At 39.2% G+C, this 26,154-nt stretch carries 26 protein-coding genes and 1 pseudogene; 5 read left to right on the plus strand and 22 right to left on the minus strand.

Annotated features, from left to right (window positions below; translation table 11 throughout):
* Positions 1 to 24 precede the first annotated feature (24 nt).
* The 8 genes from ACVX3R_RS08970 to ACVX3R_RS09005 form a co-directional block, all read right to left on the minus strand.
* Positions 25 to 291, minus strand: coding sequence for a Veg family protein (locus ACVX3R_RS08970; protein WP_001278165.1), 267 nt, complete (start codon positions 289 to 291; stop codon positions 25 to 27).
* Between the two features lies 1 nt (position 292).
* Positions 293 to 1,645: a replicative DNA helicase gene (dnaB, locus tag ACVX3R_RS08975; RefSeq protein ID WP_458794937.1), complete on the minus strand. Its 1,353-nt coding sequence runs from the start codon at positions 1,643 to 1,645 to the stop codon at positions 293 to 295.
* A 43-nt stretch (positions 1,646 to 1,688) separates the two neighbouring features.
* Positions 1,689 to 2,141 (minus strand): 50S ribosomal protein L9, encoded by a 453-nt coding sequence (gene rplI / locus ACVX3R_RS08980; protein WP_084931938.1) that lies wholly within the window; start codon positions 2,139 to 2,141, stop codon positions 1,689 to 1,691.
* Positions 2,138 to 4,111 carry a GGDEF domain-containing protein gene (locus ACVX3R_RS08985; protein WP_458794938.1) on the minus strand — a complete coding sequence of 658 codons (1,974 nt, stop codon included), beginning with the start codon at positions 4,109 to 4,111 and terminating at the stop codon, positions 2,138 to 2,140. The genes rplI and ACVX3R_RS08985 overlap by 4 nt, the downstream gene beginning before the upstream one ends.
* 145 nt (positions 4,112 to 4,256) lie before the next feature.
* Positions 4,257 to 5,435, minus strand: a complete 1,179-nt coding sequence (locus ACVX3R_RS08990; RefSeq protein ID WP_458795689.1) for an acetyl-CoA C-acetyltransferase — start codon at positions 5,433 to 5,435, stop codon at positions 4,257 to 4,259.
* An 81-nt stretch (positions 5,436 to 5,516) separates the two neighbouring features.
* A complete protein-coding gene (gene hpf / locus ACVX3R_RS08995; protein ID WP_000599116.1) occupies positions 5,517 to 6,065 on the minus strand; it encodes a ribosome hibernation-promoting factor, HPF/YfiA family in 549 nt (182 codons plus the stop codon).
* Between the two features lie 79 nt (positions 6,066 to 6,144).
* Positions 6,145 to 6,807, minus strand: coding sequence for a ComF family protein (locus ACVX3R_RS09000; RefSeq protein WP_458794939.1), 663 nt, complete (start codon positions 6,805 to 6,807; stop codon positions 6,145 to 6,147).
* Entirely contained in the window at positions 6,804 to 8,102 is a 1,299-nt protein-coding gene (locus tag ACVX3R_RS09005; RefSeq protein ID WP_458794940.1) for a DEAD/DEAH box helicase, read from the minus strand. The genes ACVX3R_RS09000 and ACVX3R_RS09005 overlap by 4 nt, the downstream gene beginning before the upstream one ends.
* A 56-nt stretch (positions 8,103 to 8,158) precedes the next feature.
* On the opposite strand from ACVX3R_RS09005, the gene ACVX3R_RS09010 reads away from it, so the two are divergent.
* The 3 genes and pseudogenes from ACVX3R_RS09010 (at position 8,159) to cysK (ending at position 10,275) form a co-directional block, all read left to right on the plus strand.
* Entirely contained in the window at positions 8,159 to 8,794 is a 636-nt protein-coding gene (locus ACVX3R_RS09010; RefSeq protein ID WP_458794941.1) for a YigZ family protein, read from the plus strand.
* A gap of 14 nt (positions 8,795 to 8,808) precedes the next feature.
* Positions 8,809 to 9,252: pseudogene (locus ACVX3R_RS09015) on the plus strand (PH domain-containing protein).
* Between the two features lie 96 nt (positions 9,253 to 9,348).
* Positions 9,349 to 10,275, plus strand: coding sequence for a cysteine synthase A (gene cysK / locus ACVX3R_RS09020; protein WP_458794942.1), 927 nt, complete (start codon positions 9,349 to 9,351; stop codon positions 10,273 to 10,275).
* Between the two features lie 279 nt (positions 10,276 to 10,554).
* Here the strand turns inward: cysK and tsf are convergent, their stop codons facing one another.
* The 12 genes from tsf to yfmF all read right to left on the minus strand — a co-directional run bounded on the left by tsf (position 10,555) and on the right by yfmF (position 21,758).
* Positions 10,555 to 11,595 carry a translation elongation factor Ts gene (gene tsf, locus ACVX3R_RS09025; RefSeq protein ID WP_458794943.1) on the minus strand — a complete coding sequence of 347 codons (1,041 nt, stop codon included), beginning with the start codon at positions 11,593 to 11,595 and terminating at the stop codon, positions 10,555 to 10,557.
* Between the two features lie 78 nt (positions 11,596 to 11,673).
* Entirely contained in the window at positions 11,674 to 12,453 is a 780-nt protein-coding gene (rpsB, locus tag ACVX3R_RS09030; protein ID WP_458794944.1) for a 30S ribosomal protein S2, read from the minus strand.
* A 224-nt stretch (positions 12,454 to 12,677) separates the two neighbouring features.
* Positions 12,678 to 13,913, minus strand: a complete 1,236-nt coding sequence (gene pcsB / locus ACVX3R_RS09035; RefSeq protein ID WP_000726999.1) for a peptidoglycan hydrolase PcsB — start codon at positions 13,911 to 13,913, stop codon at positions 12,678 to 12,680.
* Between the two features lie 93 nt (positions 13,914 to 14,006).
* A complete protein-coding gene (gene mreD / locus ACVX3R_RS09040; RefSeq protein WP_001237923.1) occupies positions 14,007 to 14,501 on the minus strand; it encodes a rod shape-determining protein MreD in 495 nt (164 codons plus the stop codon).
* A 2-nt stretch (positions 14,502 to 14,503) separates the two neighbouring features.
* Positions 14,504 to 15,319, minus strand: coding sequence for a rod shape-determining protein MreC (gene mreC / locus ACVX3R_RS09045; protein WP_458794945.1), 816 nt, complete (start codon positions 15,317 to 15,319; stop codon positions 14,504 to 14,506).
* Positions 15,320 to 15,379: 60 nt separating this feature from the next.
* Complete coding sequence (locus tag ACVX3R_RS09050; RefSeq protein ID WP_033584631.1) at positions 15,380 to 16,174, minus strand: energy-coupling factor transporter transmembrane component T family protein; 795 nt, start codon at positions 16,172 to 16,174, stop codon at positions 15,380 to 15,382.
* Positions 16,167 to 17,006: an energy-coupling factor transporter ATPase gene (locus ACVX3R_RS09055; RefSeq protein ID WP_458794946.1), complete on the minus strand. Its 840-nt coding sequence runs from the start codon at positions 17,004 to 17,006 to the stop codon at positions 16,167 to 16,169. Before ACVX3R_RS09055 ends, ACVX3R_RS09050 begins: the two co-directional genes overlap by 8 nt.
* The gene (locus ACVX3R_RS09060; protein WP_458794947.1) at positions 16,991 to 17,818 is read right to left on the minus strand and encodes an energy-coupling factor ABC transporter ATP-binding protein; all 828 of its coding nucleotides are present in this window, start codon (positions 17,816 to 17,818) and stop codon (positions 16,991 to 16,993) included. The genes ACVX3R_RS09055 and ACVX3R_RS09060 overlap by 16 nt, the downstream gene beginning before the upstream one ends.
* On the minus strand, positions 17,815 to 18,360 hold the full coding sequence (gene pgsA, locus ACVX3R_RS09065) for a CDP-diacylglycerol--glycerol-3-phosphate 3-phosphatidyltransferase (protein WP_458794948.1): 546 nt from the start codon (positions 18,358 to 18,360) through the stop codon (positions 17,815 to 17,817). Before pgsA ends, ACVX3R_RS09060 begins: the two co-directional genes overlap by 4 nt.
* Positions 18,361 to 18,370: 10 nt before the next feature.
* Complete coding sequence (gene rodZ, locus ACVX3R_RS09070; protein WP_458794949.1) at positions 18,371 to 19,192, minus strand: cytoskeleton protein RodZ; 822 nt, start codon at positions 19,190 to 19,192, stop codon at positions 18,371 to 18,373.
* A gap of 35 nt (positions 19,193 to 19,227) precedes the next feature.
* Positions 19,228 to 20,511: an EF-P 5-aminopentanol modification-associated protein YfmH gene (gene yfmH, locus ACVX3R_RS09075; protein ID WP_458794950.1), complete on the minus strand. Its 1,284-nt coding sequence runs from the start codon at positions 20,509 to 20,511 to the stop codon at positions 19,228 to 19,230.
* The gene (gene yfmF / locus ACVX3R_RS09080) at positions 20,508 to 21,758 is read right to left on the minus strand and encodes an EF-P 5-aminopentanol modification-associated protein YfmF (protein ID WP_458794951.1); all 1,251 of its coding nucleotides are present in this window, start codon (positions 21,756 to 21,758) and stop codon (positions 20,508 to 20,510) included. Before yfmF ends, yfmH begins: the two co-directional genes overlap by 4 nt.
* A 160-nt stretch (positions 21,759 to 21,918) precedes the next feature.
* Here yfmF and yaaA point away from each other — a divergent pair, with 160 nt between their 5' ends.
* Together yaaA and recF are read left to right on the plus strand one after the other, a co-directional pair.
* Positions 21,919 to 22,287, plus strand: a complete 369-nt coding sequence (yaaA, locus tag ACVX3R_RS09085) for a S4 domain-containing protein YaaA (RefSeq protein WP_458794952.1) — start codon at positions 21,919 to 21,921, stop codon at positions 22,285 to 22,287.
* Positions 22,288 to 22,289: 2 nt separating this feature from the next.
* Positions 22,290 to 23,414 carry a DNA replication/repair protein RecF gene (recF, locus tag ACVX3R_RS09090; protein ID WP_458794953.1) on the plus strand — a complete coding sequence of 375 codons (1,125 nt, stop codon included), beginning with the start codon at positions 22,290 to 22,292 and terminating at the stop codon, positions 23,412 to 23,414.
* Between the two features lie 20 nt (positions 23,415 to 23,434).
* Here recF and guaB read toward each other — a convergent pair whose 3' ends face one another.
* Complete coding sequence (gene guaB, locus ACVX3R_RS09095; protein WP_458794954.1) at positions 23,435 to 24,913, minus strand: IMP dehydrogenase; 1,479 nt, start codon at positions 24,911 to 24,913, stop codon at positions 23,435 to 23,437.
* 161 nt (positions 24,914 to 25,074) lie between these two features.
* The gene (trpS, locus tag ACVX3R_RS09100; RefSeq protein ID WP_458794955.1) at positions 25,075 to 26,100 is read right to left on the minus strand and encodes a tryptophan--tRNA ligase; all 1,026 of its coding nucleotides are present in this window, start codon (positions 26,098 to 26,100) and stop codon (positions 25,075 to 25,077) included.
* Positions 26,101 to 26,154 lie beyond the last annotated feature (54 nt).

Consider the following 26,154-nt stretch of genomic DNA (forward strand, 5'->3'; position numbering starts at 1 on the left):
AAAGCTCACTTCATTTTAGGATTCTTAGTCTAGATAGCGAATCAAGTTCTTTTCTGTCAAGATATCTGAGTAGGTGAAGGATTCAACGTAAACATTGGCTTGTTTGTCTCCTTCAACATCCCCAAATTCAACGATAAATAGAGATGGATAAACCTCAATTAGCTTACCCAATCTATTTTTTTGGCGCTTACGGCCATTTTCCAAAGTCATTTCAACGACTTGTCCCTCATGTGCCTTGATCTCTTCTTTGATTTTTTTCATCTTGGCTACATCTGTAAATGCATCTGACATCTTATGCCTCCCTCTTTGAGATACTTGAAAATTTATTGTATTCTTTTTGGAAAATCAATTCCACCGTTCCACGAGCTCCACTACGGTTTTTCTCGATGATAACCTCAACCTTGTTATTTGGAATTCCTTCCTCTTCTTCACCCGCACGATCGTAGTAGTCGTCACGGTATAGAAAAGCTACGATATCCGCATCCTGCTCGATAGAACCCGATTCACGAATATCAGACAAGACTGGTCTCTTATCCTGACGCTGTTCCACTCCACGAGATAACTGACTAAGAGCAATGACTGGAACCTTTAGCTCTTTAGCTAGAATTTTCAACTGACGAGAAATTTCAGAAACTTCTTGTTGACGATTCTCACGACCAGTCCCTGTGATAAGTTGTAGGTAGTCTATCAAAATCAATCCTAGATTGCCCGTTTCTTGAGCTAGTTTGCGTGAGCGCGAACGAATTTCCGTGATTCGAATCCCTGGCGTATCATCGATATAGATACTCGCGTTGGCTAGGTTCCCTTGAGCAATGGTATACTTTTGCCACTCCTCATCAGTCAATTGACCTGTACGGATAGAATGAGACTCCACCAAGCCTTCGGCCGCCAACATACGGTCTACTAGACTTTCCGCACCCATTTCCAGTGAAAAGATAGCTACCGTCTTATCCAACTTAGTCCCAATGTTCTGAGCAATATTCAAGGCAAAGGCCGTCTTACCAACCGCTGGTCGCGCCGCTAGAATAATTAACTCCTCCTCATGCAGACCTGTCGTCATATGGTCCAAATCTCGATAGCCCGTTGCAATACCAGTTATATCCGTTGTTTGTTGTGACCGAACTTCTAAGTTTCCAAAGTTGATATTTAAAATATCGCGAATGTTCTTGAACCCACTACGATTGGCGTTTTCGCTAACATCAATAAGTCCCTTTTCAGCTTGAGCGATGATTTCATCTGCAGGCTTAGAAGCTTCATAGGCTTGGTTGACAGACTCTGTCAACTTGGAAATCAAGCGACGTAGCATAGCCTTTTCGGCTACGATTTTAGCATAATATTCCGCATTAGCTGAAGTTGGTACAGAGTTGACAATTTCGACAAGATAGGACAGGCCGCCAATATTTTTGAGATCCCCTTGACTATCCAAAATCGTCCGAACCGTCGTCGCATCAATCGCTTCCCCACGATCCGACAAATCTACCATCGCTTGGAAAATCAACCGATGAGCATACTTAAAGAAGTCACGAGAATCAATGTATTCTCGGACAAAAACGAGCTTACTCTCATCTACAAAAATAGCCCCCAGAACAGATTGTTCTGCCAAAATATCCTGAGGTTGAACTCGCAGTTCCTCTACTTCTGCCATCCGACTTTCCTTCCTTTTACAATCTTGTCAAGAAGTTGTAAACTTAACCTTCTTTTACACGAAGATTGATGACACTTGTAACATCTTGATAGATCTTCACTGGTACATCAATCAAACCTACTGCTCGAATTGGTGCTTGCACTTGAATATTGCGTTTGTCAATCTTGATACCAAATTGCTTTTGCAATTCTTCTGCAATCTTCTTGTTAGTGATTGAGCCAAATGTACGGCCATCTGGTCCAACCTTTTCAACAAACTCTACAACCGTTTCTTCTGCTTCAAGCTTAGCTTTGATAGCTTTTGCTTCGGCAATCATTTCAGCATGAGCCTTTTCTTCTGATTTTTGTTTTCCACGCAACTCACCCACTGCTTGAGCAGTCGCTTCCTTGGCCAAATTCTTTTTAATCAGGAAGTTTTGAGCATAGCCAGTTGGCACTTCCTTGATTTCGCCTTTTTTTCCTTTTCCTTTAACATCTACTAAAAAGATTACTTTCATTCTTCTTTCTCCTTTTCCTTTAGTTCGTCCAAGATTAGTTGAGTCAATTTTTCTCCTGCTTCCGACAAACTCATATCCTCGATTTGCGCAGCTGCTAGATTAAAGTGACCTCCACCACCCAGCTCTTCCATAATGCGTTGCACATTGATTTTACTACGACTTCGAGCCGAGATTGAGATAAATCCTTGTGTATTTTTTGCCAGAACGAAGCTGGCTTCAATGCCAGACATAGACAGCATAGCATCGGCAGCCTTACTGATAACAACTGTGTCATAAGTCGTTGAGTCCTTAGCTTGGGCAATCAAGATATCTGAACCTAACTTACGACCTTGTAAAATGAGTTCATTTACCTCACGATACTCTTCAAAATCTGTCGCAGCAATCTCCTGAATAGCAATACTATCACTTCCCCGTGTTCTCAGGTAGCTAGCCACATCAAAGGTCCGACTCGTTACGCGAGATGTAAAGTTCTTGGTATCCAGCATCATTCCAGCCATCAGTACGCTAGCCTGCATACGACTCAAACGATTTTTCTTAGAATTTTGGAACTGAATCAATTCTGTGACCAACTCACTGGCACTACTTGCCCCACTTTCAATATATGTGATGACTGCATTCTCAGGGAAATCCTGATCACGTCTATGATGGTCAATAACAATGGTTTGAGTAAACAAATCATAAAAATCTTTCGATAAGGTCAAAGCCGTCTTGGAGTGATCAACTAAAATCAATAACGAACGGCTTGTAACTAGCTTCATCGCATCTGTAAGAGATAAGAGTTTCGTAGTATCTTCCTTCTTTAAGAACTGGATAGCACGCTCGATATCTGCTGACATTTTATCTGCATCATAGACAGCATAACTGCTCTCAATAATATTACTTGCAAACAACTGCATACCGACAGCAGAGCCCAAGGCATCCATATCTAGATTTTTATGACCGACTACAAAAACCTGGTCAACACTTCGAATCTTATCAGAAATGGCTGTCATCATGGCTCTCGTACGTGTACGAGTACGTTTGATAGACGCAGCAGTTCCTCCACCGAAGTAGACTGGATTCTTGGTCTCATCATTTTCCTTAACCACCACCTGGTCACCACCGCGAACTTCTGCTAAGTTCAAGTTGAGCAAGGCAATTTTCCCTATCTCTTCATGATTTCCATCACCATAAGAAAATCCCATACTTAAAGTTAGGGGTAGCTGCCTCTGTTTTGATTCTTCTCGGAAAGCATCAATAACAGAGAATTTGTCATTCATCAATTCCTCGAGTACTGTGTAATCTGTGAATAAATAAAAACGATCCATCCCCACACGGCGAGAAAACATAGCATACTTACTAGCAAATTCTGAAACAAAATTAGCTACAAAGCTATTGATATGGCTGATATCAGAGTCAGACGTTGCATCCTCCAAATCATCGTAATTATCCACTGAGATGACCCCAATGACTGGACGACTAGTTACCAATTCGACAGTCGCTTCGTACTCCCCAGAAACATCAAAGAAATACAAAACACCCGAAGCCTTGTCCATATGAACAGCATATCGTGTTTCGCCCAAGGTAGCATACGAACCAGGATTCCCAACAGAAGCCTTGATGATGGTTTGAATTAATTCAACATCAATTTCCCCTTCTTCATTCGTCAAAATCAGCTCAGCATAGGGATTAAACCATTCCACTTCGCCACTAGATAAGTCTAATTTCAGAACTCCCACCGGCATTTGATCAAGCAATGTGCTCAAGCTATTTTCGGCTTGGTGATTTACATATTGGATTTGTTCAATTTCGCTCTTTTCATACTGTTTTTTTTGCCATACAAATAAAAGCAAATAAAGCAGTACAAATAAAAACAAAGCAGTGATTGTTACAGCAATATTATGTGAAAAAATAATCAGCAAAGTTAAGATTCCGAAAGTTGCAAGTCCTAGTAAGACCGCAGAAAACGGGATTAAATTATTTTTTTTCATTCTAAACCTCTTGCGCATTATTATATCACAAAAACCCTTAAAAAGCGACCTTTTAAAAGATGCAAGCCCTTCATTTCTCTAACTTCAGACACAAAAAGAGGAGGGAATCATCACCCTCCTACCCACGTGTTCAGAACACTAACACCTAACGTTCTACGATAAGGGCAGTCCCCATCCCTCCTCCGATACATAGAGTTGCTAACCCAGTTTTAGCATCACGTTTCATCATCTCATGTACCAGCGTTACTAGGATACGGCAACCAGAAGCCCCAATTGGGTGACCAAGAGCAATGGCGCCACCATTGACGTTGACAATATCTGTGTTGAAACCAAGTGTTTTACCAACTGCACAAGCCTGGGCAGCAAAGGCTTCATTTGACTCAATCAAGTCAAGATCATCAACTGTCAAATTGCCTTTTTCAAGCGCCTTGCGAGTCGCATAAATCGGTCCACATCCCATCATCTTAGGGTCCAAACCTGCACTTGCATACGAACGAATATGGGCAATCACTGAAAGTCCTAATTCTTCAGCCTTTTCAGCACTCATGACCAAGATAGCTGCTGCCCCATCATTGATGCCTGAGGCATTTCCCGCTGTAACAGAACCGTCTTTTTTGAAAACAGGACGTAGCTTAGACAGACTCTCCAAGCTAGCATCCTTTCTAGGAAATTCATCTGTATCAAAGATGATAGGATCGCCTTTGCGTTGAGGAATAACCACCGGAACAATCTCTTCCTTAAAGCGTCCAGATTCTATAGCCGCTACTGCTCGTTTTTGTGATTCCAAAGCAAGAGCATCTTGATCATCCCGGCTAATACCATATTCTTCGGCCACATTTTCAGCTGTAATTCCCATATGGTATTCGTTAAAGGCATCAGACAAACCGTCCTTAATCATGGTATCTACCACTTTTGAATCTCCCATACGGCCACCCCAACGGAAACTTGGCAAAACGTATGGAGCCTGACTCATGTTTTCTGCACCACCAGCTACGATAATATCTGCATCGCCACATCGAATCGCTTGAGCAGCCAACTGCACTGCCTTCAAACCGGAACCACAAACCTTATTGATGGTAAAGGCTGGTGTAGATTCCGGAAGTCCCGCATGAATGCTCATTTGGCGAGCCACATTTTGCCCTAAACCAGCGCCTAGGACATTCCCCATAATCACTTCGTCTACTAGCTCTGGTTTGACATTGGCTTTTTCTAAAGCACTCTTAATAACCAAAGCTCCCAAATCAACAGCTGAAACATTCTTCAAACTTCCTCCAAAGGAGCCTATTGGAGTTCGCACTGCCGAAACAATCACCACGTCTTTCATAACTGCCCCCATCTATACCTCTTATAATGATGCAATACAAAAGTGGTTTACACTGGTGTAAACCACTTTAAAAATTCTATTTTATGATTCTTTCACTTCTAACAAACCAACTTCACCATCTTCACGGCGATACAAAACATTAGTTGTTTGATCTTCTACATCTACATAGATAAAGAAATCATGTCCCAATAAATCCATTTGAAGAAGCGCTTCTTCTAAATCCATTGGCTTCAAATCAATTTGTTTTGAACGAACGACTTTGGGTTGCACAACATCTGCATCTTCAACTAGAGCATCTGTAAAGAGTTGACTTGTCGCAACTTTATTTTTATTCTTACGTTCGATTTTAGTCTTATTTTTACGAATCTGACGTTCAATTTTATCTGTTACAAGATCGATAGAACCATACATATCTTGAGAAACATCTTCTGCACGAAGAGTAATAGATCCAAGTGGAATTGTTACTTCAACCTTTGCTGTTTTCTCACGGTAAACTTTCAAATTCACACGTGCATCCAACTCTTGCTCTGGTTGGAAATACTTTTCGATCTTTTCGAGTTTAGAAACTACATAATCACGAATTGCTTCTGTTACTTCTAGGTTTTCACCACGGATACTATATTTAATCATATAAGTACCTTCTTTCTAAACATTTTTGTTTTTCTAAGTATATTATAACGCTTTCATTTTCATTTTGCAAATTTTTTCCTCATCTTACAAGGGAAAAAGTTTTAACTTCCAAAGCACCTGCTTCTTCCAAAAGTCGTTTTACACGATTCACAGTTGCACCTGTTGTATAGATGTCATCAATCAGCAAAATCTTCTCAGGAAGTGAGTTCCCATCTTTAATAAAAAATGGAATTTCAGTAGCTAACCTTTCCAAACGGCTTTTAGAAGAACTAGCCCTCTCTTCTCTTTTTCCTAATATATCTTTAAAAGAAAAGCCTGCTGCCTCAACCAAACCCTCAACTTGATTAAATCCCCTCTCAAGTAATCTTTTAGAACTTAGGGGAATTACAACAAATTGATAACCTCTATACTTTTTCAGCTCCTCAGCAAGAACGGAAGCAAAAACTTTTCTAAGCAAAAAATCTCCATCAAACTTATATCGACTGAAAAAGTCTTTCATAGCTTGATTATAGGTGAAAATAGCCTTATGATCAACGTGAACTACTTCTTTACACCAAAATTTACAATCTTGACACTGAGTTGACAATCCTATTTTCATACAGCTTGGACAATATTTCTCACCAATCTTCTCAAAACTCGAAGCACAAGCTGAGCATAGATAACTGCAGTCGTGCTTCAAAAGGAAGAGGCTACTAAAAGTTAACTCCCCCTTTATAGTCTGGCCACATAGTAAACAGTTCATAACCCCGCCTCCTTGTTCATTTGTTTGATTTCCTTGATTGCCTTCTTGATGGAAGCATTTAATCCATCATGAAAGAAGAGCAACTCACCAGTTGGTCTGTCCATACTACGCCCAACTCGACCACCAATCTGAATCAAACTAGACTTGGTAAAGAGACGATGATTAGCTTCTACTACGAAAACATCCACACAAGGGAAGGTAACCCCGCGTTCCAAGATTGTCGTACTAATCAGTATTGTTAGTTCTCCATCTCGAAAAGCTTGCACCTGCTCTAATCGGTCTTCTGTGACAGAAGACACAAATCCGATATTCTCATTCGGGTACTGCTCCTTCAAGATTTCTTTTAGTTTTTCGCCTTTCTTAATCTCTGATGCAAAAATCAGCAAGGGATAACCTGTTCTTCTCTGTTTCTCAATAGAGGTCTTTAACTTAGCTGACAATTGATTTTTCTCTAAACAGCGATTAAAATCTGATAGCCAGACTGGCTTAGGAATAATCAAAGGATTTCCATGAAACCGTCTCGGCAAGCTCAACCTTTTTAATTCTCCTGTGCGAACCTTCCTATCTAACTCATCTGTAGAAGTTGCTGTAAGGAATATCCTTACTCCATCCTCCTTTACACTATTCTTTACAGCATAGTAAAGCATAGAGTTGTCAACATAAGGAAAGGCATCTACCTCATCCACTATTAGCAAATCAAAAGCATGATAAAATTTTAATAACTGATGAGTCGTTGCAACTACTAGGGAAGTTCGAAAATAGGGCTCTGATTCGCCATGAAGCAGTGCTATCTCACAAGCAAAGTCATTCTGCAGTCGCTTATACAGTTCCAAACAAACATCAATTCGAGGATTGGCCAAACAAACTGCTCCACCATCATCAATCACTTTGGCTACAACTTGATAAATCATCTCTGTCTTTCCAGCACCTGTCACAGCATGAACTAAAGTCGGTTCTTTCTTTTCGACTGCTCGAATCAACCCCTCTGATACCTTTTCCTGAAAAGGGGTTAACTGACCACGCCATTTGAGAACATCTTGCTTAGGAAAATTTTCCTGCAGAAAATAGTATAAATCTTGATCACTCCTAACTCGCTTCATCAGCAAACACTCCCTGCAATAGTAGGCGCCAATAGGCAAATACCATTCTTCTAGAATCGAACTATTACAACGTTGACAAAACAGTTTCCCCTTCTCTTTTCTCATTGCTGGCAGTTTCACTGCTACCTGTCGTTCTTCTTCAGTTAATTCTTTCTCAGTAAACAAGCGACCGAGGTACTTTGGATTTACTTTCATACTTTAATATTCGTAAAAATCTAGCGATTTAGGTATTTTTTTAGTACAATTAAATCATGGAATTTAGAACAATTAAAGAGGATGGGCAGGTCCAAGAAGAAATTAAAAAATCCCGTTTTATCTGCCATGTCAAGCGTATTTATAGCGAAGAAGAAGCCCGTGACTTCATCACTACCATCAAAAAAGAACACTACAAAGCCACCCATAATTGCTCTGCTTTTATTGTAGGGGAACACAGTGAAATCAAGCGTACGAGTGATGATGGGGAGCCTAGTGGAACTGCTGGAGTCCCTATGCTCGGTGTCTTAGAAAATCATAATCTTACTAATCTCTGCGTAGTAGTGACCCGCTACTTTGGGGGAATTAAGCTAGGAGCTGGTGGTTTAATCCGTGCTTATGCAGGTAGTGTGGCCTTGGCTGTCAAAGAAATTGGCATTATTGAAATCAAAGAGCAAGCTGGTATAGCCATTCAAATGTCTTATGCTCAGTATCAAGAATATGGCAATTTTCTTAGAGACCATCATCTCGTGGAGCTCGAGACAAGCTTTACAGATCAAATCAATACAATGATTTATGTTGACAAAGAAGAGAAAGAAAATATCAAAGCTGCTCTTGTGGAGTTTTTTAATGGAAAAATCACTTTAACTGATCAAGGTTTACGAGAAATTGAAGTTACTGTAAACTTAGTGTAAACGAAGAAGAAATTATGGCTTTTGGGAAATTTATTCAAGGACTTGCTGGAAACTTTAGCGAGGAAAACAAATAGACTCTTATCAAATAATATGGTCAATATCTACTAGAGAATGAAGAAATTCAAAGTGGGTATAAACTTATTCGGGATTCAATCATCTTTACAAATATTCGTATCATCTTTACAGATAAGCAAGGTGCCACTGGTCGCAAGGTATCTGTTAAGTCACTCTTTTTGATGAACATTGTAAACGTTGAAATGGAAACTGCTGGAGCAGGTATAGATGATAGTGAGATTACGATCACTTATTTAGAAAATGTCTTTCTAAAAGCACATAATGAGCATATGAGTTTCCATAAATTTGAATTCCCTAAAAAGACAGACATCCTCCCTCTTTACACCTATTTATTAGAATTGGCTTATCACAATCGATTAAAAATTAATGGCTTAGACCTTTGATATAAAAAAATCCTATCACTTTGATAGGATTTCTATATTTTACAAATAGCCGTGAGCGCGTTATACTAGTATCATCTTATACAAAGAGGTATATCTATGACTATTTATAATAATATCACTGAACTAATTGGACAAACACCGATTGTTAAACTCAACAACATTGTCCCAGAGGGTGCTGCAGACGTCTATGTTAAACTAGAAGCCTTTAACCCAGGATCTTCAGTCAAAGACCGTATTGCCCTTAGCATGATTGAAAAAGCAGAACAAGATGGTATTCTAAAACCGGGTGCTACTATTGTTGAAGCAACGAGTGGAAACACTGGTATCGGTCTTTCATGGGTTGGTGCTGCTAAAGGATATAAAGTTGTTATCGTCATGCCTGAAACGATGAGTGTGGAACGACGTAAGATTATCCAAGCCTATGGTGCTGAACTCGTCCTCACTCCTGGTAGCGAAGGAATGAAAGGAGCTATTGCTAAAGCTCAGGAAATCGCTGCTGAACGTGACGGCTTCCTTCCACTCCAATTTAATAACCCAGCTAACCCAGAAGTACACGAAAGAACAACAGGAGCTGAAATACTGGCTGCTTTCGGTTCTGATGGTCTAGATGCTTTTGTGGGTGGTGTTGGTACTGGTGGAACGATCTCAGGTGTTTCTCACGCTCTTAAAGCAGCAAATCCAAACATTCAAGTTTATGCAGTAGAAGCAAATGAATCTGCGATCTTATCTGGTGAAAAACCAGGACCTCACAAAATTCAAGGCATCTCAGCTGGATTTATTCCTGATACACTTGATACAAAGGCCTATGATGGTATCGTCCGCGTAACATCAGATGATGCTCTAGCACTTGGACGTGAAATTGGTGGAAAAGAAGGCTTCCTTGTTGGGATTTCTTCAGCTGCAGCAATCTATGGAGCAATTGAAGTTGCCAAGAAATTAGGTACAGGGAAGAAAGTCCTTGCTTTAGCACCAGATAACGGCGAACGTTATTTGTCTACATCACTCTATGAATTTGAAGTGTAGTCTCCTAAATGCACTTAGCCCTTATTAAAGGGCTTTTTATATACTCATATAGAGCCTATTCTCTAAAACAAAGTTTTGGGGCAGATAAAGGCTTGTTGGGGTTACACGAGATGTAATCTGAGAGGTAAGCGCCAAGTGAGAATTAACATGGGATTCGTACTCATTGCCAATAACCTCTTAAAATACAATAAGAGAAGGAGTCAAAATTAAAAAGCTAGAGTTCCTCAATTGGAAATCTCTAGCTTTTTTATGGCTGAGAACTATTTTGTCTCAGATTCTTTAGTTATTCAAGGCTGCTGCCATTGTAGCTGCAACTTCTGCTTCAAAGTCGTTTGCAGCTTTCTCGATACCTTCACCAACTTCAAAGCGAGCGAACTCAACTACTGAAGCATTTACTGATTCAAGATAAGCTTCAACTGTCTTGCTGTCATCCATGATGTATACTTGTGCAAGAAGTGTGTATGCTTGGTCAACTTTAGTGTTGTCAAGCATGAAGCGGTCCATTTTACCTGGAATGATTTTGTCCCAGATTTTTTCTGGTTTGCCTTCTGCAGCCAACTCAGCTTTGATGTCTTCTTCAGCTTGAGCAATCACTTCATCAGTCAATTGAGCTTTTGATCCATATTTCAAGTGTGGAAGAGCTGGTTTACCAACCATTGCACGACTATCATTATCTTGGTCAATCACGTGGTTCAATTGTGCCAACTCATCTTTAACGAACTGCTCATCCAATTCCTTGTAAGAAAGAACTGTTGGTTTCATCGCAGCGATATGCATTGAGATTTGCTTAGCAAGTGCTTCATCTCCACCTTCAATGACAGAGATAACACCGATACGTCCACCATTGTGTTGGTATGCTCCAAAGTGTTGTGCATCTGTTTTTTCAAGCAAAGCAAAACGACGGAATGAGATTTTTTCACCGATTGTAGCTGTTGCAGATACATAGGCTGCTTCAAGAGTTTCACCTGAAGGCATTGTCAAAGCAAGTGCTTCTTTGTTATTAGCTGGTTTACCTTCAGCAATTACTTTAGCTGTTGCATTTACCAACTCAACAAATTGAGCGTTTTTCGCAACGAAGTCAGTTTCAGCATTTACTTCAACTACTGCTGCAACGTTACCGTTAACAAATACACCAGTCAAACCTTCAGCTGCAACACGGTCAGCTTTCTTAGCTGCCTTAGCCATACCTTTTTCGCGAAGCAATTCGATTGCTTTTTCGATATCACCTTCAACTTCAACCAATGCTTTCTTAGCGTCCATAACACCAGCACCAGATTTTTCACGCAACTCTTTAACAAGTTTAGCTGTAATTTCTGCCATTTTGATTCTCCTATATTTTTTAAAAATAGGAGAGCCGGGCTAAGCCCCGCCCTCCTAGGTAATGATTACTTATTTGAATTAAGCGTTGTCGCCTTCTACAACTTCAACGATTTCTTCGATTGAGTCAACTTGAGCTTCTGAAGCTGCAAATTCTGCTTCAACTGCTGCTGCATCTTCACCTTGACGTCCTTCGATGATAGCGTCAGCCAATTTAGCTGTGATCAATTTAACCGCGCGGATAGCGTCATCGTTAGCTGGGATGATTACATCAATATCGTCTGGATCAGTGTTTGTGTCAACCATCGCTACAACTGGGATTCCCAATTTTTTAGCTTCTTTAACAGCGATTTGTTCTTTATGTGGGTCAACCACATACATTACATCTGGGATACGAGGCATGTCTTCGATACCACCCAAGAATTTTTCAAGACGTGCACGTTGTTTGTTAAGAAGTGCAACTTCTTTCTTAGGAAGAACGCCGAAGATTCCTTCTTCTTCCATACGTTTGATTTCTTTCAAACGAGCAATACGTTTTTGGATAGTTCCCCAGTTAGTAAGAGTTCCACCCAACCAACGGTGGTTGATGTAGTATTGACCTGAACGTTCTGCTTCTTCTTTAACAGCGTCAGCAGCTTGTTTCTTAGTACCAACAAACAATACAACTGCATCGTTAGCTGCAGCATCACGCATGAAGTCGTATGCTTGGTCAGCGTATTTTACAGTTTGTTGCAAGTCGATAACGTGGATTCCGTTACGTTCAGTGAAGATGTACTTAGCCATCTTAGGGTTCCAGCGACGAGTTTGGTGACCAAAGTGTACACCAGCCTCAAGAAGTTGTTTCATTGAAATTACTGCCATGAGTATTTCTCCTTTTTGTTTTTTTCCTCTTCTTGATTTCAACTTGCAAAACGACCCGAGGGCAACAGTTTCACAATTCATCAAGAATGAGTATTATCGTTTACACGACAAATTTCATTCTACCACATTTTAGCGATATTTTCAAGTGATTTTGATAGATTTCGGTCTTGCTCTCGATTAAAAATAATAAAAGAGACTCAAATCGAGCCTCTTCGTTTCATTCATTAGTTTGGATAAATGTAAGTAACATAACCTTCAGATGTTGTAGTTGGGTTGAACCATCCACGTTTGTTACCGATTGTACGATCTCCACCATAGTTTGATTCTGATACTTGAATACGAGTAGTTGAATCAACTGCTGTAACAACCGCTACGTGTCCATAGCCACCATCATTCCAACATGCAATCGCACCAACTTGTGGTTGAGAACCAGTACGGAAACCTGCAGCTGCTGCACTTGTAGCCCACTGTGCTCCGTTACCCCAGTAATCTCCAGCCCAAGGTGCTAATGTTTTAGCTCCCCAAGTACATTCACCAGTTGGATAACTTGAAGCATTTGTACTGTATGTTGGACGTTGTCTAGTAGGAGTCGGAGTAGGTGTAGGTGCTGGAGTGTAGCTTGAGTCCTCGTCGTCAGATGCTGATGCTGACGTTGATGTAGATGTAGATGTTGCTTGCACTTGAGCTGAGAAACTTGTGTTTCCAGAAGCAACAACTGATTGTTGTTGACTTGTTTGACGTGCTTTATAAGCTGCCTCTGCTTCAGCTGCTGCTTTCGCTTCTGCCTCTGCTGCTGCTTTTTGTTCCAACAAGGTAGCTTTCTCGCCTTCTGCAGTAGCTTTCTCTGCAGCAAGGTTCAACTCAGCAACTTTTAACTCCGCTTGTTTTGTTGTCAATGTCTGTGCATCGTCAGCAAGCGTTTGTTGGTTCGCAATGACAGTATTGATTGCTTCATTATTTGCGACTTGTTTTTCTGAAATTGATTTTTTATCAGCTTTTTGTTGCTCTAACATTTTGTTGTTAGCCGATACAATCTCGCTCATAGCCGCAACACGGGAAATAGCTTCTGTAATTGATTTTGAATTTACAATTGTGTTGATATAGCTAGTTGCAGCACCGTTTGTTTGTGCGCTACGTGCTTGTTTTTCCAAAGATTCATTACGAGCAACAATATTCTTAGAGAGCTCTGTAATTTCTCCTTCAAGTTTTTTAGATTCCGCTTGTAGTGTTTCATTTTCAGCTTGCAAGTTTGCTTGCTGTGTTTGAATGGCTGTAACTTGCGTTTGGATTTCATCTACCTGTTTTTGAGCTTCTTTTTGTTGAGCTGTCAAGTCACTAATTTTACTATCTTGAGCAGCAATTTTTTCATCAGTTGTTTCAGCATGAACAGTTGTTAACACTGCCACTTGAGACACCAATACTGTACTTAATAAAAGTGACGCTAAGATTTTTTTCTTCATATTGTGTAGATACTCCTTCTATTTAAGACATTACTAGTATACCAAAAAAAGACATAATAAATATTACGCCTTTGTTACATTTTTATTTCTTTCTTATAGATAATATTTTTCAAAAATATACTGGAAAATCACCATCCACAAAAAGTTTAAAATCATTGATGGGACAAGGCTGTAAACAATGAAAACTGGCATTGATTCTACTGTCAGTCCCATAGCAAGGGCCAGGAGATAACTACCCATATCAAATAGGAAGCTCATCACAACTATTGTTAACATTCTCGTCCAACGGTTCAACAAAGTCACACTATTAAACTTGTGAAGTGAGGCACCTATTAAGATAAATAAAAGTGTCGCAATTCCTATCAAGTGGAAAAAATAGATATCGTACACCAAACCTGCTATACAGCAATAAGCTAGATAGAAGTATTCTGATACCTCAATTGTCTCAAACAAGAGAAATAAAAACAGGAAATGACTGGCTAAGTGAAAATGGGGATAAAAGGATTCTACTAATTGACCAATATGTGCATCAATTAGTACAAGGAAAGGAAGTAAAAAGAAAATACCAACTTGTTTTAACAGTCTCATTGCTAATTCCCCACTAACTCTACCACATGAAGATCTTTAGTATCAGCACTTAACTTTACTGTTACCTCTCGTGTTAGATAATCACTGCTATGAGTTGTAGCAACAACCTCTCCAACAGGAATATCCTTAACATTAAAGTTTCCAAGCCCCCCTGTAGTCACCCTATCTCCGGCACTAATGTCGCTGTTACTGTTTAATTGGCTAATTTTAAGCAGTTCTGACTCCTTATCATAACCAACGATAATCCCGTAAATTTCAGTAGAACCATGCAGGATTTTAACAGAAATTTTATCTGAATTTTCGGTGTTTGTCAATAGGTTGATCGTTGTTGAATGATCCTCCACTTTTGAAACACTACCAATCAAGCCCCCATTTGCAATGGCCAACATATTTTCAGAAACACCCTTTGAACTTCCTGCATCTATCGTTAACTCTTGCTTCCAAAATACCGGTGAGCGCGTAATTACATCTGCTGCTAAGTTTTTTGCGGCCTGCAATTTTGACTTCATATCCAGCAACTGACGTAGTTGTTCATTTTCATTTTTTAAACTTTCTAATTGATTAGATTCTACCTCTAGTTGATAGAGCTGTTTTTTTAGACTTTCGTTTTCATTGTAAGTCTGCGTCAAATGGTCCAAATCCGATTTGAAATCGTCAAACCACTGAAAAGGTTTTTGGACAATTCTATCCACTAAAGAAATCCCATCTCCTAGTTTCGTCACAATAGCGCTTGAATAGGTTGTCACTAATAGAACAGAAACTGCCAAAACTGTGACAAAAACGATGATTAGATATTTTGATTTTTTAAAACGGTTCATATTCCTACCTTTATACTAAAAACCTGCTACTGTGAGCTTCTTATCAATCCTACAAACCTGCTAAGATTTTAAGAAAAATAAGAAACATCCCAGTACCAAAATCACAAGAATTGCCAGTGTATCCTTTTGACTCCATCTCAATTGTCTATACTGACTTCTACCCTTTCCTCCCTGATAACCACGCGCTTCCATGGCTATTGCCAATGAATCTGCACGCTTTAAGCTCGTCGCAAAAAGAGGAATTAAAATTGGAATCATAGCCTTTACTTTTTGAACGATGCTTCCCTCACCAAAATCAACTCCACGAGCTTTTTGAGCATTCATAATTCTCGTCGTGTCATCCATCAAAGTTGGAACAAAACGCAAACTCATTGATAACATCAGACCAATTTCATGAACGGGAACTTTCACGCGTTTCAGCGGTGCTAAAAGAGCTTCAACTGCAGCTGCCAGACTCAAAGGCATGGTCGTTAAGGTTAGCAAGGTTGAAAAGAAAATAATTAACACAAAACGACAGAAAATGATTCCCGCTTGTTGCAAAGCATAATCCGTTATTCTTATAAAAGAAAACTCAAATAGGACATTTCCACTTGAAATGAAAAAGAGTTGAAAAAGAGTTGTAAAAGCAATCAGGAAGAACATGGATTTTAATCCCTGAATGAAAAATGAGAGGGAAACGCCTGACAAAGCGATAAATATACCTGTCGCTATAAACAAAATGAGATTGGTGAGAGGATTATTGGCCCAAAATACAATCAAAATCAGCAGGATCATAGCAAGCAATTTACTACGTGGATCCAAGCGATGAATGATGGAATCCCCCGGTATATAACGCCCTAAAATCATACTATCCATTTAGCGACTCCTTAAACTCCTCTATCTTGATTGGCAGTTTTTTAAAAGCTACACCTCTATCTGCCAAACGTTTACAAAAGGCTGTGATTTTAGGCACACCTAACTGCACTTTTTCCATAGAGGCTACATCTTGGAAAACTTCGCTCGGTTTGCCACTTTTGACTAAACGCCCCTTTTCCATAACATAGACCTGATCAGCATACTCAGCTACATCATCCATCAAATGCGTTACCAGAACGATTGTCATTCCAGAAAGGTGAAGTTTTTTAAACAGGGTCATCAATTCTTTTCTGCCCAGAGGATCTAGCCCTGCTGTTGGCTCATCCAAAACCAAGACAGTTGGCTCCATGGCTAGCATACCTGCTATAGCCACACGTCTCATCTGACCACCTGAAAGTTCAAAAGGACTGCGCTCAAAGAGTGACTCATTGATGCCTACCAAGGCTAACTTTTCACGCGCAATTTTCTTGGCCTCTTCCTCAGAAACTCCAAAATTTTGCGGTCCAAATGCAACATCTTTCAAAACAGTCTCTTCAAAAATCTGATTTTCAGCAAATTGAAACACTAGACCAACCTGCTTTCGAATCTGACGAATTTCTTTATTGGTTGATGTAGGGGTAATGACGGTATCGAAAACTCGAACAGAACCCTTACTTGGTACCAATAGGCCATTTAAAAGCTGTAAAATCGTTGATTTCCCACTACCTGTGTGTCCTACTAAAGCTGTATAAGAGCCATCCTCAATCGTCAAAGAAACATCAGTCAGGGCTGATGAAGATAGGGGAGTCCCCTCTTGATAGGTAAAGCTCACATTTTCTAGAGTAATTCCCATAGCTTGTCCTCTAGCTCTCCTTCTGTCAAATAGCCAGCCGGCAACTGATAGCCAGCCTCTCTCAAAGATTCTCTCAATTGATTAGTAAAAGGCTCATCTAACCCTATCTGGTCAAGGTCATCCCGAGAAAAAAGTTCTCTTGGGCTGCTGGTTGACTCCACTTGACCTTTTTTCATGACCAAGACACGGTCACTCATCGCAACTTCTTCTAAGTCATGTGTAATGGAGACGACTGTCATCTGGTGGTCTTTTCGAATCTCTTGAACTGTCTGAATCAGTTCTCGTCGTCCCTCGGGATCCAACATACTTGTAGCCTCATCCAGAATTAAAATAGCTGGCCTCAGGGCAACAACTCCCGCAATAGCCACACGTTGTTTTTGGCCACCAGATAAACGAGCTGGTTCTCTCTTCTTAAAGTCCAGCATCCCTACCAACTCCAAAGATTCAGACACTCTCTTCTTCATTTCTTCACGAGGAAGTCCCTGATTTTCTAAACCAAAGGCGACATCATCTTCAACAGTTGCCCCCACAAATTGGTTATCTGGATTTTGAAAAACCATACCAATTTGACGGCGTAAGTCCCAAACATTCTCAGAGGACAACAATTGCCCATCTATCCAGATTTCCCCAGACTCTGCTTCAAGCAAGCCATCAATCAAACGGATAGTTGTCGATTTCCCACTCCCATTATGACCTACAATCGAAAGCCATTCTCCACGTTTCACGTGAAACGAGACATTATTAACGTCATAATGTTCCTGGTCTTCCTTGTAACGAAAAGACAGATTTTTTACTTCAATAATCGATTTCATTTCGAACCAAATGTCCCTTTGAATACATGAGCGCTACCCTTGAAATAATCATAGCCAGAGTAGATAGTGAAAAACAAAGCGATATAAAGCAACAGCTGACCAATTAAATTCCAATGTAAGAGCAAAAAGATAATAGCAAACATCTGACTAAAGGTCTTGATTTTCCCTGGCATCGCTGCTGCTAGAACTGTCCCTCCCGTCTCAACAAGTAACAAACGCAAGCCTGTCACCGCAAGTTCACGACAGATGATAATAGCAACAACCCAAGCTGGAGCCATACCTAACTCAATCAACATGATCAAAGCTGACATAACCAACAGCTTATCGGCCATCGGATCTGCAAACTTTCCAAAGTTGCTGACTACATTCCATTTACGAGCAAGGTAACCATCAAGATAATCCGTTATACTAGCAACTGCAAAGATGATCGCTGCCAGCAAATGACTTCCCTGTGAATGGCCCAAAGTCAAAATAAGAATAAAGAGAGGTATAAAGAGAATTCTACCAATAGTTAATACATTAGGAATTTGTTCTTTTTTCATTGATTTTTCCTTAATCTGTAGTAAATGTAAGTGTTACAGTTCCAGTCTGAGTTGTCAGCTTCGAAGTATCAATCGTTTGATTGTCCACAGTCACAGTAACTCCCTTTACCACACCCAAAGTAATAGTTACAGAATCTTTCGTTGAAACTGTTGTTTTTGCATTCTTATTGTCTGCGGATAGTGTCACACCACCCTCCAGCTCACTTCCTGAAACACTTACCCAACTAGTTGCATCTGATACTGCCAGTTGAACAGTAGCGGTTTCCTTACTCGTTTTATACCGAGCTTCAATGCGGTTTCCTTCGCCTGACACTGTAATAGTTGATTCCGTAGTAGAAGACGAGCTAGACGTCTGACTGCTAGAAGATGAGCTAGATGAGGTTGTTGAACTAGTCGAGTTCACAACGCTATAATTAGCTGAAGAAGGACTTGGCTGAGTTTGGATGTAGTTCCAAACATAGTAAGTGACAAAAATTAAAATTGACAAAGCAAATAGAACGAAATAAAACAAGGGGAGATAAGACGTTTTTTTCTTATTTGATCGTCTGCGACCAGACAAGTCTTCTTCATCGACATCTACCTCTTCATAAGTTATCATACTACCTGAATCATAGGCGTCCAAAACAATTCTCTCATCCAATTCTACTGCCCATGCATATTTTCTTAAAAAAGAACGAGCGTAGAAGGTACTAGGAAGTTGATCAAAATCATCTGCCTCCATAGCTTCTAGAAAATGCAACTGAATTTCAGTTTTTTCTTGCAATTCTTCTAAACTCAATCCCTGATTAATTCTAGCTAAACGTAGAACCTCGCCAATTGTTTTTTTTCTCATACGTACCATTCCTTCTTTCTAGTATTAGTCATCTTTTAAGCTGGAAAGATTGTAAAATCAACTAGATCACCATTATCAATCAAACGATGTCCAGCTTCTAGAACATCCTCCAAAGTAATTTCCTGTAAAATTTTCGGAAAATCAAAAATTGTTTCTCCGCGATCCATCGGATCGTATTGAGTTGCAATAAATTCCAAGGAGTTCATGCTACTGAAAAACTCCCCAAACATCTCACTCTTAACAAGATCTAAGTGTTCCTCTGTAATATCCGCATCACTACTAAACTGACGAATCGCTTTACGAAATTGATGCGACAGAGAAACAGGCTCTTTGGTGTCCATTGTCAATATCACAAAATGAAAGCGACTGTTGACTTCAACCTCAAGTGACAATGACGCATCTAACTTCCCAGACTCATATAACCTTTGAAAACGATTAGAAGTCCAACCAAACATCATTGTAAATAGTAATTTCAATAAAATATTGTAACGATAAGACTCAGTTTCTGTTATTTGCCCATTACCTCTAATCGCAACAGCAAGTTTGGGTGAAGAAACTTCCATCCGAAGGCTATCTGTTTGCTTCACAGGCTGCAAGGATAGTTTCTCTTTTGTAACTGTAAACTGTTCTAGAGTCTTCTTTTCCTTTTTCGAAAAGTATTCCTCTACAACTTTTACATCAATATTTCCAACTAAAAACAATGACATGTTGACAGGTTTGTAAAACTCTGTAAAGTTCTCTTTTAAATTTGAAACCTGAATCTCAGAAATTGATTTTTCACTTCCAACAATATCTGTTGCTAAAGGAGTATCAGGATAAAGGTTGGCTAATGTTGCAAAAAATAAACGTGAGTCTGGATCATCTTGGTACATTTCTCGTTCTTGCTGGATAATATCCTGTTCCCTCAAAACAGACTCTTCTGTAAAATGAACATCTCCGACTAACTCATTTAGCATATCTAAATTCTCTAATAGACGGTCAATTGTTGAAAAAAGATAGCTGGTCTTAGTAAAGCTTGTAAAAGCATTACTGTCCGCACCTAATCGAGTAAAAGCTGCCATCATATCCTCAGAATTTTCTCTTTCAAACAATTTATGTTCAAGAAAATGTGCAATTCCTGCTGGATGATGACGTAAACCTTTTTCCAAGCTTGTATAAGTTGCATCTACAGAACCAAATTGAACCGTTACAATCCCATAAACCTCATTGAAATCTTGCTTAGGGAGTAAAGAAACTGTCAATCCATTTGACAATTGTGTTTTGTAGACTGTTTCCTTTACAGCAGGATAGTATTTTTCTTCAAAAGTAACCTTTGTCATTCTACTCCTTCCATAAAGTAAATCGCTTGTAACTTCAAACTGTTGGCAGCTTTACATACAGCTTCTTTATCAACACTCTCTAATTTTGCCACCAATCGATCAATATCAAAGCTTGATTTCCCCAATAGAGCATTCAAATAGGCTCTTTCAACCAGGGTCTGTTGATTATCTTGAGCCATCAACAAAGATCGTCGAATCATCTCCTTGGTTTGTTCAAGTTCAAAATCTGTAAAGTTACCCTTTTTCAGATCTAGCAATTGATGATTCATCATTTTTCTAGCCTGATTTCGATTTTCTCTATCAATACCCGCATACATCCTTAACAGACCACTAAACAAATCCAATTGACTAGATACTGTATAGGCAATTCCAGTATTTTCACGAACGTTTGTAAAAAGTTTCGAATGTGCAAATTCACCCAACAAACCATTCATAACAAGCATGGGCAAATGCTCATCATCGCCATATTTCACAGGAGAATGATAGCCCATTTCCAAAATAGATTGCCCAACATTTCTCTGAACCATTCCTTCTTGTAGAACATTCGAATAAGACTGATGGTACTGGATAGTAACATCGCCCTTTCTAGCTGTGAAGGGCAATGATTTCAGCGATTCTGTAATTTCTACTTCATTAAAATCACCTAAGAAAAAGAAATCAATTCGATCATTTTTCAGAGCATCTTGAAAGCAAGTGTAACTACTTTTTGGAGACTCATTTGAAATACAGTTTCGTAAATCACTGTATCTCAATTGAAGACGCTCATCATGGAAGAACAAGCTATCCAACTCCTTATGAGCAAAATAAAATGAATCATCCATATCAGTAGCTAAACCAGCCAATAACTGTTTTCTTTCAATTTCAAATAAGGCTGGCTCAAAAGCACCATCTTGAACTAAGGGAGCAAATAAAGTCTGTTTCACCAATTCCAAAATTTGAGAAGTCAAGACATTCTTTTTACTTAAAAAATCATCCCTTACATAGGTAAATGTTAGATCAAGAATATGTGCCTGTCCCCTACGATAAGCACCTGTAGAAATATCTGTTCCATATAAACTTGCCAAGTATCTGCGAAATGCTTGTGATGTTGGGTAAGCTTGATTTGCCGTCTCCAACATACTTGCACTTAACATGCGTCCTGCTATTGTCTCAAGGGATAAGGGAGCAGTAAAACGAATAGTGATCTTATTTGTTTTAAACTTTTTGGATTGAACAAAATGTGCTGAAATTCCAGGCACTAATTCCATACCTTACCTCCTTACATATAGAGTTCTATTATACCACGAAAATCAAAATTTTTCTTGTTCTCTTTATAGCTTTAAAGAGTAAAACCGTTTTCATTTCAACTGACTTTCCTTCAGCTATTTCGATGAAAATATGGTATAATACCAAAGATTGAGGTGAATTATGGAATACAAATTATTTGAAGAATTTATCACGCTCCAAGCCCTCCTAAAAGAGCTTGGAATTATACAAAGTGGTGGTGCTATCAAATCCTTTTTAATAGATCATCAAGTTTACTTTAATGGTGAGTTAGAAAGTAGACGTGGGAAAAAAATCCGTATTGGAGATACGATTGACATTCCTGATTTAAAGATTGACATCACCTTGACACAACCAAGTTTAAAAGAGCAAGAAGAATATCAAGCAGATAAGATTGAGAAAGAGCGAATTGCTAAACTTGTCAAAGAGATGAATAAAGGTGTCAAGAAAGAAAAACAAAAAACTTCTTCATCGCCTAAAACCAAACAAGCTCCACGTTTTCCAGGAAGATAACCATGTGGCTCCAACATTTAACAATTAAAACCTTTCGAAACTACCAAGAGGCAAAAATTGATTTCAATCCAAAATTAAACGTCTTTCTAGGTCAAAATGCACAAGGAAAAACCAATATTCTAGAAGCAATCTATTTCTTGGCCTTGACACGTAGTCATCGAACTCGTACAGATAAAAATCTCATTCATTTTGATGAAGAACAACTCCATCTTTCTGGCTTGCTACAGAAAAAAACAGGTTCTATCCCTCTAGAAATTGATTTAACACCAAAAGGGCGTGTGACTAAAGTCAATCACTTAAAGCAAGCTCGCCTCTCAGACTACATCGGACATATGAATGTTGTCCTCTTTGCACCTGAAGATCTCCAGCTAATTAAGGGAGCGCCTTCTGTCCGTCGAAAGTTTATAGACATCGAACTGGGACAAATTAAACCAATCTACTTGTCAGACTTGTCAAACTACAACCATATACTCAAGCAGAGAAATACTTACCTAAAATCCAGCCAGAAGATTGATGAAACATTTCTGTCAGTCTTAGATGATCAGTTAGTAGAGTATGGTTGTCGCGTTATAAAGCATCGGATAAAATTCATTAAAGACTTAGAGAAATTTGGTCAAACAAAACACTTAGAAATATCAAATAAATTAGAAGAGTTGTCAATATCTTATCAATCATCTGTCAACTTCACTGATGAAGAACAGCTAACAAGTTCCTTTAAAATTGCTTTGGAGAAAAGCAGATCAAGAGATTTGTTCAAAAAGAATACTGGTGTCGGCCCTCATCGAGATGACATTGTTTTCTATATCAATGGTATGGATGCTAGTTTTGGAAGCCAAGGTCAACATCGCAGTCTTGTACTTTCTGTTAAACTAGCAGAGATTGAGCTAATGGAAAGTATTACCAACGAGACTCCGATACTACTGCTTGATGATGTTATGAGCGAACTTGATAACACACGACAACTAAAATTACTAGAAACTATTTCTCAATCTATCCAAACCTTTATCACCACAACAAGTTTAGATCACTTGCAAAATTTACCAGATAATCTTACTATCTTCAATATCCAAAGCGGTCAGATATCTGTAAAAAAAGTTGACACCGTTGTAAACAAAAAGAACTCCTAATTTTCAGGAGTTCTTTTTGTTTACATAGAATAGTTTGGTGCTTCATTAGTGATTTGTACATCATGAGGATGGCTTTCTTTTAGACCAGCCCCAGACATTTCAATAAATTGGGCATTATCGTGTAGTTCTTTAAGGTTAGCTGCACCACAGTAACCCATACCAGAGCGAATACCACCAATCATTTGGAAAACGATATCAGCTACAGCACCTTTATAAGCAACACGACCTTCAATTCCTTCTGGAACGAGTTTGTTTGCTTCATTGACAGAACCTTGGAAATAGCGGTCACTTGAACCTTTCTTCATCGCAGCGATTGATCCCATACCACGGTAAGTCTTAAACTTACGTCCTTGGAAGATTTCTGTTTCACCTGGCGCTTCATCTGTTCCAGCAAACATTGATCCAAGCATAACTGCATTTCCACCTGCAGCAAGGGCTTTTACAATATCTCCAGAGTACTTGATTCCACCATCTGCAATGATTGTTTTTCCATATTCACGCGCAACTGCTGCTGCATCATAGATTGCTGTAACTTGTGGTACACCAACACCTGCAATCACACGAGTGGTACAGATAGAACCTGGTCCAATTCCAACTTTGACAACATCTACACCTGCTTCGTAAAGAGCACGCGCTCCTTCTGCAGTTGCAATATTACCTGCAATCAAAGTACGATCTGGGAAATGAGCACGAATTTCAGCAATTTTACGCAGAACTCCAGCAGAGTGACCATGTGCAGTATCAATAACAATTGCGTCAGCACCTGCTTCAAAAAGGGCTTCGGCACGTTCAAATGTATCTGAAGTGACACCCACCGCACCAGCAACTAGAAGACGACCAAATTCATCTTTTGCTGCATTTGGAAATTCAATCACTTTTTCAATATCTTTAATAGTAATCAAGCCAGAAAGACGACCTTCTTCATCAACCAAAGGAAGTTTTTCAATACGGTGTTCTTGAAGAATGCTTTCAGCTGTTGCAAGATCTGTACCAACAGGAGCGGTAACAAGATTTTCACTGGTCATGTGGTTTGAGATTGGCTGATTGTAATCTGAAATAAAGCGAAGATCTCGATTTGTTAGAATACCAACCAATTTACGATTTTCAAGTGTTTCAACTACTGGGACACCACTGATACGGTAACGTCCCATCAGTTCATCTGCTTCAGCAATAGTGTGTTCTGGAGTCAAAAAGAATGGATCAATAATGACACCATTTTCAGAACGTTTTACCTTGCGAACTTCATCTGCCTGTTGCGCAATAGACATATTTTTATGGATTACTCCAAGACCACCTGCACGAGCAATGGCAATAGCCATTTGACTCTCTGTGACTGTATCCATGGCGGCTGTTATAATTGGGATATTTAAAGTCAGATTATCTGCCAATTTTGTTGTTAAAACTGCATTATTAGGCAACACATGACTTTCTGCTGGAATGAGCAATACATCATCAAAGGTAAAACCTTTTTTCAAAAATTTAGTGTCCCAATTAGACATTGAAGTTTCCTCTTTTCTTTCTTTTTGAGCTTGACTCTTTTTGTATTGTATCTATCATACCATTCTATGGAAATTTGTCAATTATATTTATGGCAGAAAACATAAAAAACTATCCCTGTGATCCTATGGAAGAGATAGTTTTACGATTCATATTTTATCTATTATTTAAAATAATTTAGTCCCATTGCTCCCTTAACTTCAGATAGAGTTTGCCCTGCAACCTCACGAGCTTTTTCACTCCCTTTTTGAAGCATATTGTAAACTTCTCCCATATCCTTAGCAAATTCGATACGGCGCTCACGAATAGGACCAAGTTCGCGTTCGAGTATTTCAAGTAGATAACGTTTCGTCTTTACATCACCAAGACCACCACGTTGATAATGTTCTTTCATATCCGCAATTTCTTGAGCATCTTCTGGACGACTAAACACATCTAGATAATGGAAAACCATATTCCCTTCAATCTTACCTGGATCCTCAACCCGAATATGGTCTGGATCAGTATACATGCTCATGACTTTTTTACGCAACGTATCCGCATCATCTGCTAGATAAATACCATTATTAAGGGATTTAGACATTTTAGCATTTCCATCTAACCCAGGCAAACGTCCTGCTCTCTCATTTTCTGGATAAATACCTTCTGGCTCCACCAATACGTCACAATTATAAGCATGATTAAAGGAACGAACAATTTCACGAGTCTGTTCAATCATTGGTTTTTGGTCTGTTCCTACAGGAACATAATTAGCCTTAAAGGCTGTGATATCCGCTGCCTGAGCGATTGGATATACCAAAAATCCTGTCGGAATACTTTCTCCAAACCCTTTTTGAGCAATCTCTGTTTTTACTGTCGGATTCCGTTCCAAACGAGCTAGTGACACCAAATTCATATAGTACATGGACAGTTCAGCCAACTCTGGGATTTGGCTTTGAATAAAGATAGTTGATTTACTTGGATCTAATCCAACTGCTAGGTAATCTAAGGCAACATTCCCAATCGATTCTACAATCGTTTGAGGGTCTTTGGCGTGATCTGTCAATGCTTGTTGGTCCGCCAAAAAAACAAACATCTCATACTTGTCTTCTTCCTGCAGTAATACTCTATTTTTTAGACTCCCAACATAATGTCCAATATGCAGTTTTCCTGTTGGGCGATCTCCTGTTAAAATAATGGGTTTCGTCATTTTTTTCTCCTTCGAAATGGTCACTTCAATTATAGCATTTTTTTGTTAAAATAA

The organism is Streptococcus sp. 517s, from assembly GCF_054445985.1.

Bases quoted from the DNA above. Each gene is read 5' to 3' on its own strand.
- rplI (WP_084931938.1), bottom strand. From the start codon at position 2,141: ATGAAAGTAATCTTTTTAGTAGATGTTAAAGGAAAAGGAAAAAAAGGC.
- dnaB (WP_458794937.1), bottom strand. From the start codon at position 1,645: ATGGCAGAAGTAGAGGAACTGCGAGTTCAACCTCAGGATATTTTGGCA.
- ACVX3R_RS09060 (WP_458794947.1), bottom strand. From the start codon at position 17,818: ATGAAATCGATTATTGAAGTAAAAAATCTGTCTTTTCGTTACAAGGAA.
- cysK (WP_458794942.1), top strand. From the start codon at position 9,349: ATGACTATTTATAATAATATCACTGAACTAATTGGACAAACACCGATT.
- tsf (WP_458794943.1), bottom strand. From the start codon at position 11,595: ATGGCAGAAATTACAGCTAAACTTGTTAAAGAGTTGCGTGAAAAATCT.
- ACVX3R_RS08970 (WP_001278165.1), bottom strand. From the start codon at position 291: ATGTCAGATGCATTTACAGATGTAGCCAAGATGAAAAAAATCAAAGAA.
- ACVX3R_RS09000 (WP_458794939.1), bottom strand. From the start codon at position 6,807: ATGAACTGTTTACTATGTGGCCAGACTATAAAGGGGGAGTTAACTTTT.
- pgsA (WP_458794948.1), bottom strand. From the start codon at position 18,360: ATGAAAAAAGAACAAATTCCTAATGTATTAACTATTGGTAGAATTCTC.
- ACVX3R_RS09005 (WP_458794940.1), bottom strand. From the start codon at position 8,102: ATGAAAGTAAATCCAAAGTACCTCGGTCGCTTGTTTACTGAGAAAGAA.
- yfmH (WP_458794950.1), bottom strand. From the start codon at position 20,511: ATGACAAAGGTTACTTTTGAAGAAAAATACTATCCTGCTGTAAAGGAA.
- mreC (WP_458794945.1), bottom strand. From the start codon at position 15,319: ATGAACCGTTTTAAAAAATCAAAATATCTAATCATCGTTTTTGTCACA.
- ACVX3R_RS09050 (WP_033584631.1), bottom strand. From the start codon at position 16,174: ATGGATAGTATGATTTTAGGGCGTTATATACCGGGGGATTCCATCATT.
- ACVX3R_RS09010 (WP_458794941.1), top strand. From the start codon at position 8,159: ATGGAATTTAGAACAATTAAAGAGGATGGGCAGGTCCAAGAAGAAATT.
- ACVX3R_RS09055 (WP_458794946.1), bottom strand. From the start codon at position 17,006: ATGGGAATTACTCTAGAAAATGTGAGCTTTACCTATCAAGAGGGGACT.
- hpf (WP_000599116.1), bottom strand. From the start codon at position 6,065: ATGATTAAATATAGTATCCGTGGTGAAAACCTAGAAGTAACAGAAGCA.
- yfmF (WP_458794951.1), bottom strand. From the start codon at position 21,758: ATGGAATTAGTGCCTGGAATTTCAGCACATTTTGTTCAATCCAAAAAG.
- guaB (WP_458794954.1), bottom strand. From the start codon at position 24,913: ATGTCTAATTGGGACACTAAATTTTTGAAAAAAGGTTTTACCTTTGAT.
- rpsB (WP_458794944.1), bottom strand. From the start codon at position 12,453: ATGGCAGTAATTTCAATGAAACAACTTCTTGAGGCTGGTGTACACTTT.
- ACVX3R_RS08990 (WP_458795689.1), bottom strand. From the start codon at position 5,435: ATGAAAGACGTGGTGATTGTTTCGGCAGTGCGAACTCCAATAGGCTCC.
- rodZ (WP_458794949.1), bottom strand. From the start codon at position 19,192: ATGAGAAAAAAAACAATTGGCGAGGTTCTACGTTTAGCTAGAATTAAT.
- recF (WP_458794953.1), top strand. From the start codon at position 22,290: ATGTGGCTCCAACATTTAACAATTAAAACCTTTCGAAACTACCAAGAG.
- ACVX3R_RS08985 (WP_458794938.1), bottom strand. From the start codon at position 4,111: ATGAAAAAAAATAATTTAATCCCGTTTTCTGCGGTCTTACTAGGACTT.
- yaaA (WP_458794952.1), top strand. From the start codon at position 21,919: ATGGAATACAAATTATTTGAAGAATTTATCACGCTCCAAGCCCTCCTA.
- trpS (WP_458794955.1), bottom strand. From the start codon at position 26,100: ATGACGAAACCCATTATTTTAACAGGAGATCGCCCAACAGGAAAACTG.
- pcsB (WP_000726999.1), bottom strand. From the start codon at position 13,913: ATGAAGAAAAAAATCTTAGCGTCACTTTTATTAAGTACAGTATTGGTG.
- mreD (WP_001237923.1), bottom strand. From the start codon at position 14,501: ATGAGACTGTTAAAACAAGTTGGTATTTTCTTTTTACTTCCTTTCCTT.